Genomic DNA, 15,556 nt, shown 5'->3' on the forward strand with positions numbered 1-15,556 from the left:
TTTTAGCGTTTCTTATTTTGTGAATTCCATTTAATAAAAACGAAGGCTATGTTTAATTAGATAGTGCTAACTAATATAAAAACATAAGTGGTTATTAAACTGTTAAGAGCTTATCTCTAAGGGAATTATCGTATAATAAATTCCGATAATCTTTGAGGGAAAAATATGATAAGCCATAAGTGGCAGATTAATGACGAACGTTGGGAAATGATGAGGTGATGCTCCATTTCTCCGGTGGTCTTATTGTCTAGAGACATCATTATTGAAATAGGTTCTAAGTGGTTTTATTAAAAGTCTTACAAGTGATTAGTCCAACGGATGATCATGAATATCTCTCCGGTAATTAGCCCCACCTTACAAGCTAATTATCGGATTAGATATATTAAGGGTGCATGGCATCATAAAGAGAACGTTGCTAAGGCGATTATGAAAAGTGAAGAGGGGAACCCTGAGGTTATTCTTGAATGGCCGGGGGATGATTTTGACAGCATTTATGTTTTACGAATTAGTCGAGAACAAGGTGCAAAAAATATTCACTTTGAACACATGCAACAAGGTTTAAATAATGTATCTGAAGCATGTTCTTATCAATTGTAATTAGTAGAAAAAGCCTTGTATGGCATTATCAGGGGCTCATATGGGAGTGTCAGAAATCCTGAGTCATTCCAGTAAACTACCTCAAAAAGGAGTGACTCATTACACAACCTTTCGATTTAGATAACGCTCTAAAAATACTTCAGGAGAGGGAGGCTTTGTGTATCTGTCCCTATATTTCCAGACATTTTTTATCGTTTATTTCATTATGGGTTTGACACCACAGATATTCCAGCGGAGAACAATAGCCTAATACACTGTTGGAATGCCATTCACTATTATGCTCGAAGGCTTTCGTAAGATTTTTCATGATCACTAATTTGTATGCGGCTCAATTAGGCCATTTATCAGAATTCCTCCAGTTCTGGGAAAATAATAGACATCATTAATGAACTGCGACCCAAATTTTGGCCTACTTATGTAGCTTGACTTAATTGATATTGCACAGGACTAAGGTGGTCATATTTTTCTTTATTTTCAATTGGTTATGATGATCAATGACGTCGCGTTTTAAGTTGTCCTCATTTTTATATTTATTGAGGTAATAATATTCTGATTCCAATGTTCCCAGTGAGATTTTCCTTTGTCACCAATGAAGATCTGGATGTGGTCGGTGATATTAACGATGAAAGTTTTGATGTCTCGACCATGAACAGCAGTGCTAGGGAGTTTCTGGAATCAGCCATCGGTCATTACGATACTCAGTTTGAAACTAATTTCAGTATAGACGGTAACTGTTTTCAGAACTACTACTTACTATCGTGACCTTGCTAAACGCATTAAAGGGCAAGAGGTTCAGATTCCCGCAGGGGATCGATCGCAAGGTCGGCAGAGTGGCCGCTGGGCTAGCGTTCGTAGAATGCTGTGAGGATGAGATCTTGATAGAACCACCAGATGTGGAAAAAAGTCTAGCCGTTGCTCTTGGAGTGAAAACCGCTGATGCTGGGCATCGAGTTCTGTTCATGTCACTAGACTGGCTGGTAGCGACACGGACGAAAGCGAAGCAGGAAAATTTTAATGAAGCGGCAGCAAGACGATATATTCTCAAACATCACTCAAATCGTAAATGGGATGGGGTTAAGCGAAGCCATACCTAAGCTCAGTTCGTTAAATCCACAGTACAAAACTAAAAAGCAGAGCGTTGTTAAAACATCGCGTTTTTTATTGATAAATTTTAAAAGTGTAGTGGTCAGTTATTATTTAAAAACAAGCTTAAAATTAGCACGTTATCGCTTTTTGGGATAATTAGATACACAGTGAGGATAAAAAAGATATTCAAATTTCGAATATTTTCCTTTTTAAAATAATAGGTTATATTTAAACCGATGTAAGGTCAATATCACTATAGATAACGAGGTATTTTTATGAACAAAGTACTATTTACAGGGGTCATTGCGATGTCTTTGATGACGACTTCAGTTTTTGCAGCGACAGACACTAAGCCTTTATCTCAATGGAAGTGTGAAGATTTCTTAGCCATTGATGACAGTTTTTATCCAACAGCAATTGGAGCCGCTGAGATCGTGACTCAAAAAGGAAAAGTAGAAGATCCAACCTTAGATATTAGCGGTATCGAAACCTCAACACCACTTATTATTGATGCGTGTAAAAAAGCCCCTAAAGAATCGTTTATTCAAAAAGTTGAAGAATATTTGAAAAAACTGTAGGGCTAAAAACACATCCAGTGATCGGACCCCAAATCGTCGTATGTTTTGGGTCAGTGAGCTCCAAGGATTGAGCCCTGTATCAGGCTTGGTCCTTTTTTCACCGAATCATGAGATGTCAATGATCTTCCAATAATTGACCGAGAAGACGATTAAAAAACACACGAAAGGGTTTAATCCGGAAAATTGAGGCTTTTGGCATTGAACGCCGTTGATGGATAACTTTATTTTTCCATCGGGTATTATCGTTGCTTATCTGTTGGCTAATGAGTCATCTGGGGAGCGTAAGGGAAAGCTCATCAAGTATAGAGCAGTCAGTGAACCGCGGAGTTTGAGTGAGTTGTGGTAGGTGAATCCGTTGGTGATTTTACACTTTTTTTGTCTGATCCTCTGATATTGAAAAGGTTGTCATGATCAACTCCGCCGATCACCTAAAAGATCGATTTATTCAAAAAAGTCTACCCCATTTAAATAGCCGACTTACAATGTGTTCTAATCTAAATAATTCTACCAGCTCATGCTGTACCTCGTGACATTCCAATTACCGCCATGCAGAAAAGGGCGGCTAAACGTCGAGGATCTTTCAACGAAGTATATCAATCCATTTACAACACGCATGTGGGCTAGGTTATGCTTGGGGTGCTTCAGCGGATTCGCTCAAGGTGAAACTGATGTTGATGTTGGTTAGGTGTATATCTGTAGATGAAAGTAATAGCTATTGCTGTCAGCCATCGTCTTTAGACCGTTATTTATTTTTTGCATAGTGACTCCGTTACCAGACGAATAAAACAGGCTGCTGATTTTTGATTATGCTTCTGACGGGTATCGAGCTAACTGTTATACAAGGGGGGGGGAATGGCAGTTGCGTCCTGTTGGAGGGATTTTGTAGTTGTACTCACTGTTAACACAAAAAACTGTTAGATCTGTTGCAGTAATTACCCAGCCATTGAGATATAAATAATAGTATACATTCCCATATTGAATACATTCAGAATAGAAACATGAATATCACTAAAGCTATAAGACATTGGATTATGGGGAGTCAATATCGTTTACAGATCTTTTTTGATTTGCTGTTACTGATTTTATCCCCATTTATTTTTATTACCATAATTGGTTTCAATACCGAAGATCTGAACAAAGACATTTTTATGATTACTTTTATTATTCTCAGTTACACCTATGTGACTCGCTGGATTAGCAAGTGGTTAAGTAAACCCAAATAGTTTGAGGGTTATTTTTCGGCAGACCAGCCTGTGTTTTTCAGAACCAAAGTGACACGACCTTTTCTTTTGTCCTGAAGCGCCGCAATAGCGCCCTTAATCTCAGCCGACTTTGCCCATTCAGGCAAATCAACGGGGCTATAGGTGTAATTAACTCTTATAGGAAAGAGTTTAGTTGATACGGACTATCGAAACAGATATTACTTGGGGATAGAGGGGATCGCTGGTTGATGAACCCATTACTTTATGACGAATTTTTATGAAAAATCCTCATAAAACGCATCGGGAAGAGCACGTTTTTTTATCAGCTGAAGGCAATGAAAAAATGCCACAAAGATACGCAATGAAATGTTGTTAGAGCAAAAATCGCCGGCGCGATGCGCCTAATGGCGTTTGTTCCAAGCCGAAAAATAGAAAATCACAGGATATATTAAGCTAAAATATCCCGCTAGCGTAAGTGCAGTGTCAACAAAGTATAGCATCGGGAAGGTGCATCAAAACAGCCAAAAAGATGGTGTTGCTTCATGATTACATCGAATTGCTGCTGATTTCCCAATACCCCAAAATCCACAGGGAGTATTTGCTGTCCCTCATCATTAAATCCGGCGGTCAATGCCGTTCCCGCAACGTAAAAGCTTGGTCCCCCATTAATATCCGGTTTTTCAGTCACAAATTTTTCCCAAAGTTCATCATTGAGTACCACACTCTTCCATCCCAAATCGTTGAGTGTTTTAGTGGCCGTTGATAACCGAAATAGGTCACTTTGGCTTTCAATCTCGTAACAGCATGCACGCCACAAGTACTCTAGTCGGGATTTCAATTGAGAGGTTATCAGCCGTTGTTGCCCAAGGTGAATTAGCCACGCAAAATCAGGCGCAATACAGCGGTGAAAGCGTTTTTGTTTTAAGGCGGTTTGTAACCACCGTAAGAGAAAGAAATTATCGGATTGTGTATTTCTGGTAACGCTCCCATCCCATTGAGCCAACTTTAGTGCAACCAGAGCTGCAAATGCTAATTTGCCTAAAGCATGATTTTTTTCTTCAACAGAAATTATTGTCGACATAATTCTTGGACCTCCTTCCAGCCTTTAGGGAACTAATCATGGCGGGCTAAATACGTCAACATGATACTATTAAATATCAGTATTAATGTATGTCTAACAATATACATCCATTTATTTCATGTCATTTAACGATATAAAAAATCATTTTATACCTTATATTATCTACTTTTTTGAACATTTTTTATCTTATATCACATGGGATAAGAAGATAAAAGGTTACGATGAATACAAATTGCATGTTCATTTACCAAGGTGATCTAGCTTGTTACTCATTGACGAAAATGAAACGTAAGGACAGACTATGTTTGATTTAACTGATTTTATTATGGGTAATGCATTTTTAATCTCTCTTATTGTGAATCTGGTTTTGGTTGTGAGTGTTTTTATTACATTGATATTGTTAGGTATTAAAGTTTTTTTATTTTTTTCTACGAGGAAAAAATTAGACGTTCTTGAAGAGAGAAAAATAGCCAATATTGAGATGCTTGAAAATATTAAAATAGTCTGTTCGACCTATCAACGAGGGATTTATAAACGGATTGACGAAAATAAAGCGCTGTTAGACTTACTGTGTCACGAAAATGCGGATTTTATTAAATCGCATTGGTGGGTGATCAATTGGATACGATTACAAGATGAATTTTTAACTAAAATAGCGGAAACATTAAACATTGAGAAGCCATCAAGCGAGAATGATTACCCAAGTAAAATTAACTATATGTTGAGTGAAATGACTTTAGATGAAATGAAATGGAAGGGGCGAGCGAATTATTTACGGGAAGCAGTTATAAACTATTTTACTGATGATGAAAAATAATCATTTGATATTGATATGTTGCTTAGCTATTGGGTTAAAGATGGCGTACTAAAAATTGAATATGGTATGAGTATTGAAGAAATCGGTTTTTTAATTAAAATCTACGGGGAGCAAACAAATAAGGGACTATTACATGTTATTTTCTCTAGTGATGAAAAAGATAAAGGAAACTAAAAATAAATAATTTTGTGATATTCAATAACAAATAGACACAAGATAGTTTAATCATCATTTTGGAGTGAAAAAAATACACTGAGCAAATGGAATAACGTATTAAACACAGAAAAGGTAGTCATTAAAGGGTAGTTATTAAAGGATGTAAGCTTCAAACTGGCAAACTTTGATACTGAGCCCATTTTAAATGACAATAAATGGGTAAGTTAAGTCTCTATGAAAAAAAGTAACGTTTTCATTAACAATACAATGAGGTAAATCATGATTGAATTAACCCGTGAAGAAAAATATAAAATTACGTCGGAAACGCTAACTGGATTAACAGAGTTAAGAAAATTTGTAAAAACGAAAAACTTTGAATGGTTGGAAAACCTGGCCAATCAACTCAATAGTATCGTGGAGGAACAACGCGAAGAATTTGAGTTACACAAATTAAGGCTTGCCGAACTGGAGGAAAAGCGCCTTAACGCCATTAAATATATAGAAGCGTTGGGTTTAGATCCTGAAACCATTAATATTTCAACCTTTGATACAAAGGCAAAGAAAAAAGATAAAAAAAGAAAGCTCAACAAAAGATCACCAAAGTACCGCTTCAAACACCCTGAAACAGGAGAAATAGAGACATACACAGGTATAGGTCGCATGAAAAAAGGTTTACAGCAACTACTGAATGCCGGACATACCCTTGATGAATTCTTAATTGAAAAAGCCCATGAGGTGAAAAGCGAATTTCAAGAAGCCGAAAATGTGTTTAAAAATCATCCCGCATCATTAGGTTAACGGTCCTCTTTGACTTTCTCCTGACATTGTCTTTTATTAGGCAATGTCAGCATGTTGTGAACGGTGATTCATCAACTATAACCCATTTTATTTTTCTATCAATCATGCGCTAGCACCAGAGAGAAAATAATATCATCGCCACCCATAGATGGAATACTGATAATTAAATGACCTTGTTTTTTTTATATTACTCGCAGATGCTTCAAGAATAAAATTATCTTGAGGTTGTGATATTGTTTTATATGAAGATGTAGGGTTATTATGGTATGCATGATACATGGTTGCTCAAAAAAATTGTTGGTATAATAATGCTAAGTATATATATTCTTTTTTCTATATTTTCACCTATTTTTTAATAAATTTAATTTTATATCTGTGCCTCGGGGAATATTTTATTGATTTAATTGCTGACTTCGTTGTTTTTTACATATTTCTTCTGCGATAGTATAATCTCGATAGTATCGAGAATAACCATATTCTGTTTCTGGATTTTTTCTGTACCCTGTGAAGGCATATTCTAAATCAATAAAAAAATAATCTTTGTATTGTTCCGCAGTAAGGTTAATGGTCAGGTTTTTACCTTCAAAAAAATAATAGCTCTCCTGTGTATCTATACTTCTAGCATATTGTAGTATGCCATATTCTCTTTTTATATCATTCGTGATTTTACGAAGAAGCCTATAATAGTCCCCGATATTAGCAGGCTTACTTTTATAGCTGACGGCTATTAATCCACTGAAAATAGTAATACCGTTATATTTTTGCAAAATGAGTAACTCATATTCCCCTGTGTCTTTTGTTTCTTCATTTAAGTTATTAGTTTTTACAATTGTAAATGGACATATTTCTAGATCTTCAATTATTTCATATTGTTCAGTTAGCTTGCTTTTAACTTCATTTAAATCGTCGCCCCATCTAAATCCAAATGGAGCTGAATTTAAGTCACTTGTTGAGTTAGCCCAAGCATTTATCGATACTATAGATATAAGTAAGAAAGAAATTATATTTAAATTTTTCATTTGAATACGTCCATTTTCTGGATTTTGAGTTGTAAAATGGAGAACTGGAAGGGATGAATAAATAATTCCTTGTAGTTGAAACTCTACACTTAAGAAGTTATAACGCCTTCTTTATGCGCCAAGTACAACACTTAAGTATATCAGATAACCGCCGCAGGATTAAGACATAAAAGAGAAATTGTGAAAAATTATGCTCTCAAAATTGCCCTCATTGAAAAAATAGGCCTACTAGGGGGCAGTTTGGATATCGAAATTTATTGTATTATAAGAGCTTCCCCAGTATGTCAACACCGATATTCATAATTTCTCTCTGAAGGATCGTGAAAGTTAAAGGGGAGAAACTGCGGTACTACAAACGGTCATTATAAATCGTTATCAATTCGGACCCTGATGAAAGACGCGCGTGCGGCTCTTGTTCGTTAAGCGGATATATATCCTGTACAATCGTTAGATCGTTCTCACGGGGTTTAACCCTTTATCATCAACAAGTTGTTGGTCAGGTAGTGATATTACTTCGTACTTTAGTTAGCTGAGTACAGTTTGAAATCATCTCCCTAGTGCAATGATGCCCAGCATAATTGTGCATTTTTAGCCGCTATAGCAACTACAGCGCGCCAATACACTCGACGTTCAACGAATGAATAAACTCAGCGACTGAATGGATCCGTTTTTTATTGGCGCCAATCAGGGCTGAATGCGCTCCTTGTACTAACAGGGTTCATAAATACGAATCGCCGGCTTTGGTGATCCTGCCAAGTTTTGCTTTTCCTCCACTGTTGTATTGGGATGGAGTCAAACCTAGCCAAGTCGCCAATTGGTGTTCATTTTTAAAATCATGCATGTTACCTATGTTAGCAACTAACGCACAGGCTGTTGTTGGTCTAATTCCCTTAAACTTCATCAGTCGTTGACTACGATGATCGGTTTTTACCATTTCAGGCAAGATTTGGTTATAGTTAATCAGTCTATCTTCAATGTGCGAAAAGTGTTCAAGAAGATCATCAACACAATGCTGAACCTGAAGCGGTAAAGTGACTTTTTGCTCGGAAACGAGTTAAATTGCTATGCTCTATCACTCATTAACTCAAGTTTCAATTCTCCGGAATTTACGGATAGTTCAGATTTCTTAAAATATAGTATATTTGGCTTAAGATATATTAAAGATGAAGCTGTAGGCATGGATGAACCTGAATATAAAGCGGTTGGTAAAAGATCGTTAAAGGCGTTTGGGTATGGACTCCTAGTGTTTACCAATCTTATTGGCTATAAATTTTTGTCCCCTCATCGTAATTCTGGTGGGTGGGCAACTCTGTCTAGCGGTTTGACAATAGTATTTACTGCCCTTGGGGCTGGTATTTATTGTTTTTTTTGTTTTATTATCGCATTGAGTGAGTGACTACCTAATTGTAAGAAGTGTCATGTAAACACGGTAGATGCCAAGCTGGCCATGGTTCTTCATGGTATTGTTTGCTGCATTTGTGGGAGTTTGCACGTTGGTGATTTTCTATAAGTAACTTGTCGCAGCTTATTTCTGTGCTTTTTTAGACTCTACCCAGGCTCGAATCTCAGCAGCATCATAGACAAAAAACTTTTCTCAATCTCAAATGACGTAGGTAATTTACCATCACGTTCCTAACGATAACGAGTAACATCAGAAATACCTAAAAAGTCGGCAGTGTGGCGTATATGGGCGTAATCGTTCATAGGGTAAGGAGTACTGATTTTAGCGCGTTTTTTATTTGGTGCTCATGTGCCTAACTCCGTATAAGTTGGTGCAAAGACATTAAAACCCAAATTACTGGATAAAAAATAGGATTGAAGAATCAACCAGCAGATTGATACTATCAACCCACAAAATGAGTTATTCCTCTTCGCTTTGCCCGCCAGCCGTATCTAATAGACAAAAAAATACCACTCCCCGTAAAGGGAGTGGCTAAATTACTGATCAAAAGCTAATGCTGGAGCTAGAGTTATATGAATTGAAAAGTACTCAAAATACCCTTCAAATATATCACCAAGGCAATGCAATGAAAAACATTAGTCTAACCTTACCTATATATATATTGATCTGGATTTCATGTAACTCTCTGGGGGAGTTAAATTAACAATTATAAATTGAATTATATTTCGCAAAATTATCTAAAAATCACTTTGGTGGCTATTTCTACAATGGAAAGAGCACTGTTGAGTTTCACTGGTCGTTATAGGTGCTGTGTTCTTTTCATTGTCACGATTGAGGTTTGTATGTTTGATGAGTTTGCAGGATTCTAACTCCCCCCGAATTCGAGGCAGTAAACAAAAAGTGGTAACAACGGGTATTAATTCCAACATGTAAATAATCCTTACAAATTCAAGCCTCCGAAATTTCTGAATAATGCACCCGTGCGACTTACTTCTTAGAAATTACAGTTAGTGCAAATAGGGTCACGTATCCAAAGGGGTGATGGCATTTCAAACGTAATACTCTCGCTCAATGAAAGTCCCAATGATCTTGTCATGCATGCCGGATGATTTTGAATACCCTAACGTCTTGCGATTGAGTCGTTTCAATCGGTTACGCAACGTCAGATTTTCACGCTCAATTCGCTGTGTGTATAGCTTTCCTAAAATATGTTTTTCACTAGGGAGTGCCTCTTTGTACACCCTGTAACCATCAGCACACCAAAAAGCGATACGGAACCCAGACAACAGTTTTAACAATTTACCCAGTGTTTTCTTGCTTCGGGAACCAAATATATGAGCGACAATCCGCTTTAAGCGAGGCTCCCATGCATACCACAACCAACGCTGACGCTTTTTGTTACCGATAAATGACCACATCTCATCGACCTCACAAATGAGCTGAATTTGTAGATTATCTAGGGGCAGTGTTGTTACATTCCGTGGCGAGAGTTTTTTAAAGTGCGGACGACGGCATTGATACTGATATGTAATGCTCTAGCGGTGTCACGAATACCCGCATTATTCATGGCAAGCTCAACCACTTGCTCTTTGATGCTGGGCTGACAAGCGTTGTAAGTATAATCGAGTTGAAAAGAGCGGCAACAGGCCTGACAGCGATAACGGGGATGCCCACCATTGCCGGTGACATGTTTTTTAACAGGGTCGGTTAATCCACAGAATCGGCATTTTACTGAAATGGTAGCCATACTAAACCTCAACAGAAAAGCTTAGTTTACCTCATTATCAACTCATTGAATACTTGACCACAATAGTCTAAAGCGAACGTGACGCACAGTTTTTCACCATTATCACATCAACTCAAAACCATCTGAACACCAACGTTGGTTGCTTTCATTCACTGCCATTTTTCCTATATGTGCTCGTTTCGAGACTGGGATTGCGGGGTTACGTCCCAATAATAATGTTGATTGCTTCATGATACGGTAAACACGTTTGGCATTAATAATCGCGATATTTTCATTCTCAGATTGCCGACGTAACATCGCCCAGACGCGGCGATAGCCAGCTTATCAATCACGTTGTGTATACGAGCAAGCGTATCGCTATCATCTTGAGGGTGTCGTTCTCGTTTATCTTTCCAATCACTTTTTCGTTTTGCTAGAACGTATAGCTGCGTTAGTGACACACATAAGGTTAGGCTTACTAAGCTTATTTTCCATCCTTGGGTAATAAGGGCGCGAGCGCTATCCACTTTTTCTCGTCCATAATCGACTGCTTCTTTAACAAGTTCATTTTCCATTGTTTTCTTACCGAGCAACCGCTGTAGCTCTTTAATTTGCTTTATTGCTGAGGCTAGCTCAGAGGCAGGAACAACTTGTTCACCTGCTGTTACCGCGGTCAGGCTTCCTTCTTGATACTGTTTACGCCAAAGGAAAAGCTGGCTTGCAGCGATACCATATTGGCGAGCAACCATGGAAACACTCATACCCGACTCAACGCTTTGTTGAACAATGGCTATTTTTTCTTGTGGGGAACGTCGTTTTCTGCGCTCAGGACCTAATATCTCGATCATTTTATCTCCAAGAACTAGTCTAAAAACTAGTATTAAGATTATCACTAATTAAAGTGATACTAACTGTCTGGAGATCTAAGGGACCAGTCTACTGAGTGATTCTGGTTATCATAAATCACGTTAGAATGGGGGACCGGTCTTGCCTGATACTGAATGTTCTTTTATGAAGATGGAGCCTGTATTCATCTGAGTTAGTATTGAAGTCTCAAGGCTATAATTTAATGTCTCATAAATTTCAATGCGTACCATTACCTTATCATATCATCGTTACATGATTTGTTGGCTTGTCAATATAAAACCACCCGTAGTTATGAGGGAATAAAAATTTGCATCGTGCGATGATATTAGCGCATTAGGGTAAAAATAGTGTCAGATAACTCAGGAGAGTGTTGAAATCTTATTCATAAGGGAACTGTCTGTTTGGTGAAGGTGAATTTTATTAGAAAAATAGTTTGAAGGCAGGTATAGCTAATTAGCAGACAAAAAAATGCCACCCCACATAGGGAGTGACAAAAATTACTGATCAAAAGGCTAATTCTAGATCTATATGAATTGAAAAATACTCAAAACGCCAACTGAATATATCAGTAATTGAAGATAATTTAAAATATTAATCTAACCTTACTTATACAAATATTGATCTAAATCGAAATGAACTCTCATTAGGGGTAAGCCTGGAACATGCAATTGTTTGTTTAGCAATGGCGTCATGACTAAATGGCTCTATAGATCAACTCACGATGAATTATGACTAGCCCTCATACTCTGTAGTCATACTATCTTGTTAGTCCAAGTTTGTCAGAGTGTGTTATATCAGTCTTTTATTTCAGCGGTCGCCTTATGTGGTTTTTTTCGCCTATAGCGCTTGTAAAGCAAATTCAACATATTTCATGGATTGATGGTTTTTTATTACCGCAATAAAGTGAAAACCCAGTCAGAGAAGATAGACCTATACCAGATAAAAATAGAGTGGAGGTTATCTCGATGTGGATATACTGATGAGGGGACGTTACCAATAGAATTTTGTGGGGCAGCGATTGGCTTTTCTCGTATAACGAAAGGGTATTCATTTTTTGAATTAATGATACAGGCAATTCAAAATCGTTTGAAGAATAAATGAGTAAAACCAATGCAGCAGCTTCCTGCTAGAAATGAATTCGGGAATCTGAAATCTTAGCAAGTTGCAAAGGCTCGGTTAGAGCCGTTTCCTAACGCGTGGGTTTCGTTAAGACCATATTGAAGTGTCCGGCTCGTTCGGATAAGTGATAACTGACTTGAGCACAGCCAAGAAACTTATTGAGGTTAGCCAAACAATCATGGGAAAAATTGAACGGCAAAGGAAAAAAAGGCCCTGCATAGGGCAGGGTGAATGTGCTAAAAGAATGTTTCTGAAACTGAACATCCCAGATGTCATTGGGTATATGAATAATACCCCCTTCGTTTTTTTTATCGACAAATAAAATGTAACAAAATACGGAATGGATATGACGAAAAGGAATATCGTAAAGGGTGACGTTTGTGGTTAAGCACAACATGTTTGGAGTACGCTTCTTGAATAGCGCCCTTCTTTCAGTATTTGATGAAACAAAGGACGTAAACATAAATTAAGTCAAGTCGTACAAATTACAATCAACGGTGAATATATAACACACTGTCCTTATACCGATATTGGTCAATGTGTCAATGTTTGGAATGTGTTTTTTCTCATCTCGTTTTAGTTTCTCGTTCGATTTATAGAGGAGAATTATTTTTTGAATGGTTCACAATCTCGTTTTGTGGTCCCTTCGGGAGAAACTTTTTATTTTTAGATTTGACGTAAACATTTTTTAGAGAACGGAATGAAAAAGGGGTTTTACAGGCTTTAAATCTCAAAAGCGTGTTCATTGCTGTCAAGTGGTGATTGAAAAATACGTGACAACGTATTTCCTCCGTTATTTTCTGTCGGTTACATTTAATGCTTATCTTTAAATGACTGCTCTCCTGTTGCTTACCTTACCATTTACGCTTATTACGGATGTTTTATAATTATTTATTATGAAAAAAAAGTATTCGTATAACTTTCTTTTTTAGCTTTATTTAATCCCGATTAATTAATCTTCAAATAAATCTAGGGTGAATTTTAAATGTAACAAAATGAGATGAAATAGCCTATTCAGGCGCTGAAAATATTAATATTTATGAATTACCAATAAAAAAGCATGAATAACTTTAATGTATATCAAATTTAGTTGTTATGAGAGTAAAAAACTATTTTTAGACAGTGTATTTCAAAAGATAACGCTCAAGGATAGATTGTTTTTATACCAAATAACAAGAGGTTATCTACCTAAAGTCGGTAGTTTAGCGTTTGTTACAAAGGATAAAACACGGAAAAATTGTATCAAGGCGGTTTTTGATAATCCGCCTTTCATTGTTATAGTGAGCATAAAATAGCGGCTAAACATGTTATCGCATTTTGTGAAGGTTCGGAGGAACGATGGGGAGACGACGTCAAGTTAAGCAAGATATCAATATGATTGTTGTTGAGGATGAGGGGCGGATTAAAATCCCGCACCAAGAAGGTGACTCCCTACAGATAGCCGCAGGCACATTAATTAGACAATGTCGACGTGAATTGGCGCTGACAGGTAAGCAATTAGGTGACAGGATTGGGATGAGTCAACAACATGTTCTGCGTTATGAGCGAGGAGACACAGAGTTGACCTTATCCAAAGTAAATCTTTTTGCGACCGCGCTTGGATTCACCTTTCCGCAGTTTATCAATGAATTATTTCGGGTTGTTTATGTTCAGGACGCGGGGAGTCATGATATATCGACATAAGCGATAAAAATAAAGACATTAAATGTGGATAGTATATGTGATACGGTTGACTCAGGAATAATACTTCATTAAAAAAGCCTTGTCTTTTTTCAGTAGGGATATCAGGCACTCAATGATTTTTTAGCGTTATTTCTAAATAAGATAAACATGTCTCTCCCATTGCATTAAATATCCTTTCATTTTTTTAGTTTTAATTGAACTAAATAACCTTAATGATTTAAACGCGCCAAGTGCATTCTTGATGCGAATGGAATCATGCACATAGACTGTTTATGAGGTGATGATATCACCTCTGAGTTGGTGACCAAATTAACTATGACACTACAGATATCAATATGAAAAATGATAATCATGATGAGATTGATTTATTTCAACTCCTTCATCAACTGCAGCAAAATAAAAAAACACTTGTTATTAGTGTCGTCTTTTTTTATATGGTGGGGTGTGTGTATTTACTTTTCACTAAACCTAAATGGGTGTCTGAGGCTATCCTATTACCGCCCTATATGGGTCAGTTAGCCAATTACCCGCAAGCGGTTAATTTAAGTTTACCGAGGACGGATCCCCCTATCGGAAATGAACTCGTCACATCGGTGTTTAATCGCTATTTAGCCAGTATCGATGCCTATATTGCGCAGAAAAAAACGACCTCCCCAGTGAGTATCACCAAATCCAAAGAAATGGGATATTACGTGATTTCGTTTTCGGCACAGAATGCCAAAACCGCACAGCTTGAATTAACGGATTTATTGGCGGAGTTAAATCAGCAAACTCGTACCGCATTATATCGGACCGTGTCGTTAGAGCTCGACAATCGGCGAAAAGCCCTACAACAACAGCTTCGAGTACAAGAAGGCATAGCCAAAGATAAACAACAACAGCAGGTTATGCGATTGGAAAACGCGTTACAGATTGCCAAAGAAACGCAGTTAAACACAAATGAAATTAAGCAATTGCCTAACATTATTCCTGATGAAGCGCTGTTCATGATGGGGGCGCCTGCCTTAGAGGCATTGCTTAAACAAGCGCAGAATTGGCCTTTGCCATTGAGCGATGAGTATTATGACGACCAAGTGTGGCTCATGTTGTTATCCGATTTTCGTTTGGATGAGCGTCATTTTCACGCTTTTGCCCTGGTGAGTCCACCGTCATTGGCGGTGAGTCGGACTAGCCCCAAGGTCGCACTGGTGATGGTGCTATCGGTGATATTGGGGGGACTGGTTGGTGGTGCGTATGTACTTGCCCGGGGCGCATTAAGGGCTAGCGGGGGACGTCTTTCATTTAAACCGGAGAATAAGGTGTCTAAATCATGAAAGTCCTGAGTGTGTCAGCCAAACTGTTTATGGTGGGCTTGTTTTTGGCGAGTGTCGGGTGCTTATGGGGATTATGGTTCCTATTAAACGGTTACTTTGGCTAATGAGTCCC

At 37.6% G+C, this 15,556-nt stretch carries 11 protein-coding genes and 3 pseudogenes; 9 read left to right on the forward strand and 5 right to left on the reverse strand.

What is annotated here, in order from left to right:
- The first annotated feature begins 324 nt into the window (after positions 1-324).
- The 4 genes and pseudogenes from ACY3ZI_RS04565 to hdeA all read left to right on the forward strand — a co-directional run bounded on the left by ACY3ZI_RS04565 (position 325) and on the right by hdeA (position 2,261).
- Positions 325-597, forward strand: coding sequence for a hypothetical protein (locus ACY3ZI_RS04565; protein WP_487376142.1), 273 nt, complete (start codon positions 325-327; stop codon positions 595-597).
- Positions 598-1,155: 558 nt separating this feature from the next.
- Positions 1,156-1,359 carry a hypothetical protein gene (locus tag ACY3ZI_RS04570; protein ID WP_487376144.1) on the forward strand — a complete coding sequence of 68 codons (204 nt, stop codon included), beginning with the start codon at positions 1,156-1,158 and terminating at the stop codon, positions 1,357-1,359.
- Positions 1,360-1,388: 29 nt separating this feature from the next.
- A pseudogene (locus tag ACY3ZI_RS04575) lies at positions 1,389-1,607 on the forward strand (ATP-binding protein); the annotation flags it as partial.
- Between the two features lie 351 nt (positions 1,608-1,958).
- A complete protein-coding gene (gene hdeA / locus ACY3ZI_RS04580; protein ID WP_487376146.1) occupies positions 1,959-2,261 on the forward strand; it encodes an acid-activated periplasmic chaperone HdeA in 303 nt (100 codons plus the stop codon).
- 1,668 nt (positions 2,262-3,929) lie between these two features.
- On the opposite strand, the gene ACY3ZI_RS04585 is transcribed toward hdeA, so the two are convergent.
- A complete protein-coding gene (locus ACY3ZI_RS04585) occupies positions 3,930-4,544 on the reverse strand; it encodes a DUF2913 family protein (RefSeq protein ID WP_487376148.1) in 615 nt (204 codons plus the stop codon).
- A 301-nt stretch (positions 4,545-4,845) separates the two neighbouring features.
- Between ACY3ZI_RS04585 and ACY3ZI_RS04590 the strand changes: the two genes are divergently transcribed.
- Both ACY3ZI_RS04590 and ACY3ZI_RS04595 read left to right on the forward strand, forming a co-directional pair.
- Complete coding sequence (locus tag ACY3ZI_RS04590) at positions 4,846-5,361, forward strand: hypothetical protein (RefSeq protein ID WP_487376150.1); 516 nt, start codon at positions 4,846-4,848, stop codon at positions 5,359-5,361.
- Between the two features lie 435 nt (positions 5,362-5,796).
- Positions 5,797-6,315, forward strand: coding sequence for an H-NS histone family protein (locus ACY3ZI_RS04595; protein ID WP_487376152.1), 519 nt, complete (start codon positions 5,797-5,799; stop codon positions 6,313-6,315).
- A 392-nt stretch (positions 6,316-6,707) separates the two neighbouring features.
- Here ACY3ZI_RS04595 and ACY3ZI_RS04600 read toward each other — a convergent pair whose 3' ends face one another.
- Both ACY3ZI_RS04600 and ACY3ZI_RS04605 read right to left on the reverse strand, forming a co-directional pair.
- Positions 6,708-7,334 (reverse strand): hypothetical protein, encoded by a 627-nt coding sequence (locus ACY3ZI_RS04600; RefSeq protein WP_487376154.1) that lies wholly within the window; start codon positions 7,332-7,334, stop codon positions 6,708-6,710.
- Between the two features lie 554 nt (positions 7,335-7,888).
- Positions 7,889-8,388 (reverse strand): annotated as a pseudogene (locus tag ACY3ZI_RS04605) (transposase); the annotation flags it as partial.
- Between the two features lie 123 nt (positions 8,389-8,511).
- On the opposite strand from ACY3ZI_RS04605, the gene ACY3ZI_RS04610 reads away from it, so the two are divergent.
- Complete coding sequence (locus ACY3ZI_RS04610) at positions 8,512-8,730, forward strand: hypothetical protein (RefSeq protein ID WP_487376156.1); 219 nt, start codon at positions 8,512-8,514, stop codon at positions 8,728-8,730.
- 1,055 nt (positions 8,731-9,785) lie between these two features.
- Here the strand turns inward: ACY3ZI_RS04610 and ACY3ZI_RS04615 are convergent.
- Positions 9,786-10,483 (reverse strand): IS1 family transposase gene (locus ACY3ZI_RS04615; RefSeq protein WP_487376158.1). Its coding sequence is split into 2 segments (ribosomal slippage): positions 9,786-10,234 and positions 10,234-10,483, totalling 699 coding nucleotides; the frame shifts between segments, so codons are not numbered across the junction.
- A gap of 59 nt (positions 10,484-10,542) precedes the next feature.
- Positions 10,543-11,310 (reverse strand): annotated as a pseudogene (locus ACY3ZI_RS04620) (IS3 family transposase); the annotation flags it as partial.
- Between the two features lie 2,476 nt (positions 11,311-13,786).
- On the opposite strand from ACY3ZI_RS04620, the gene ACY3ZI_RS04625 reads away from it, so the two are divergent.
- Positions 13,787-14,131, forward strand: a complete 345-nt coding sequence (locus ACY3ZI_RS04625) for a helix-turn-helix domain-containing protein (protein ID WP_487376160.1) — start codon at positions 13,787-13,789, stop codon at positions 14,129-14,131.
- A gap of 335 nt (positions 14,132-14,466) precedes the next feature.
- Positions 14,467-15,444 carry a Wzz/FepE/Etk N-terminal domain-containing protein gene (locus ACY3ZI_RS04630; RefSeq protein ID WP_487376162.1) on the forward strand — a complete coding sequence of 326 codons (978 nt, stop codon included), beginning with the start codon at positions 14,467-14,469 and terminating at the stop codon, positions 15,442-15,444.
- Positions 15,445-15,556 lie beyond the last annotated feature (112 nt).

The organism is Providencia sp. LY12, from assembly GCF_057621555.1.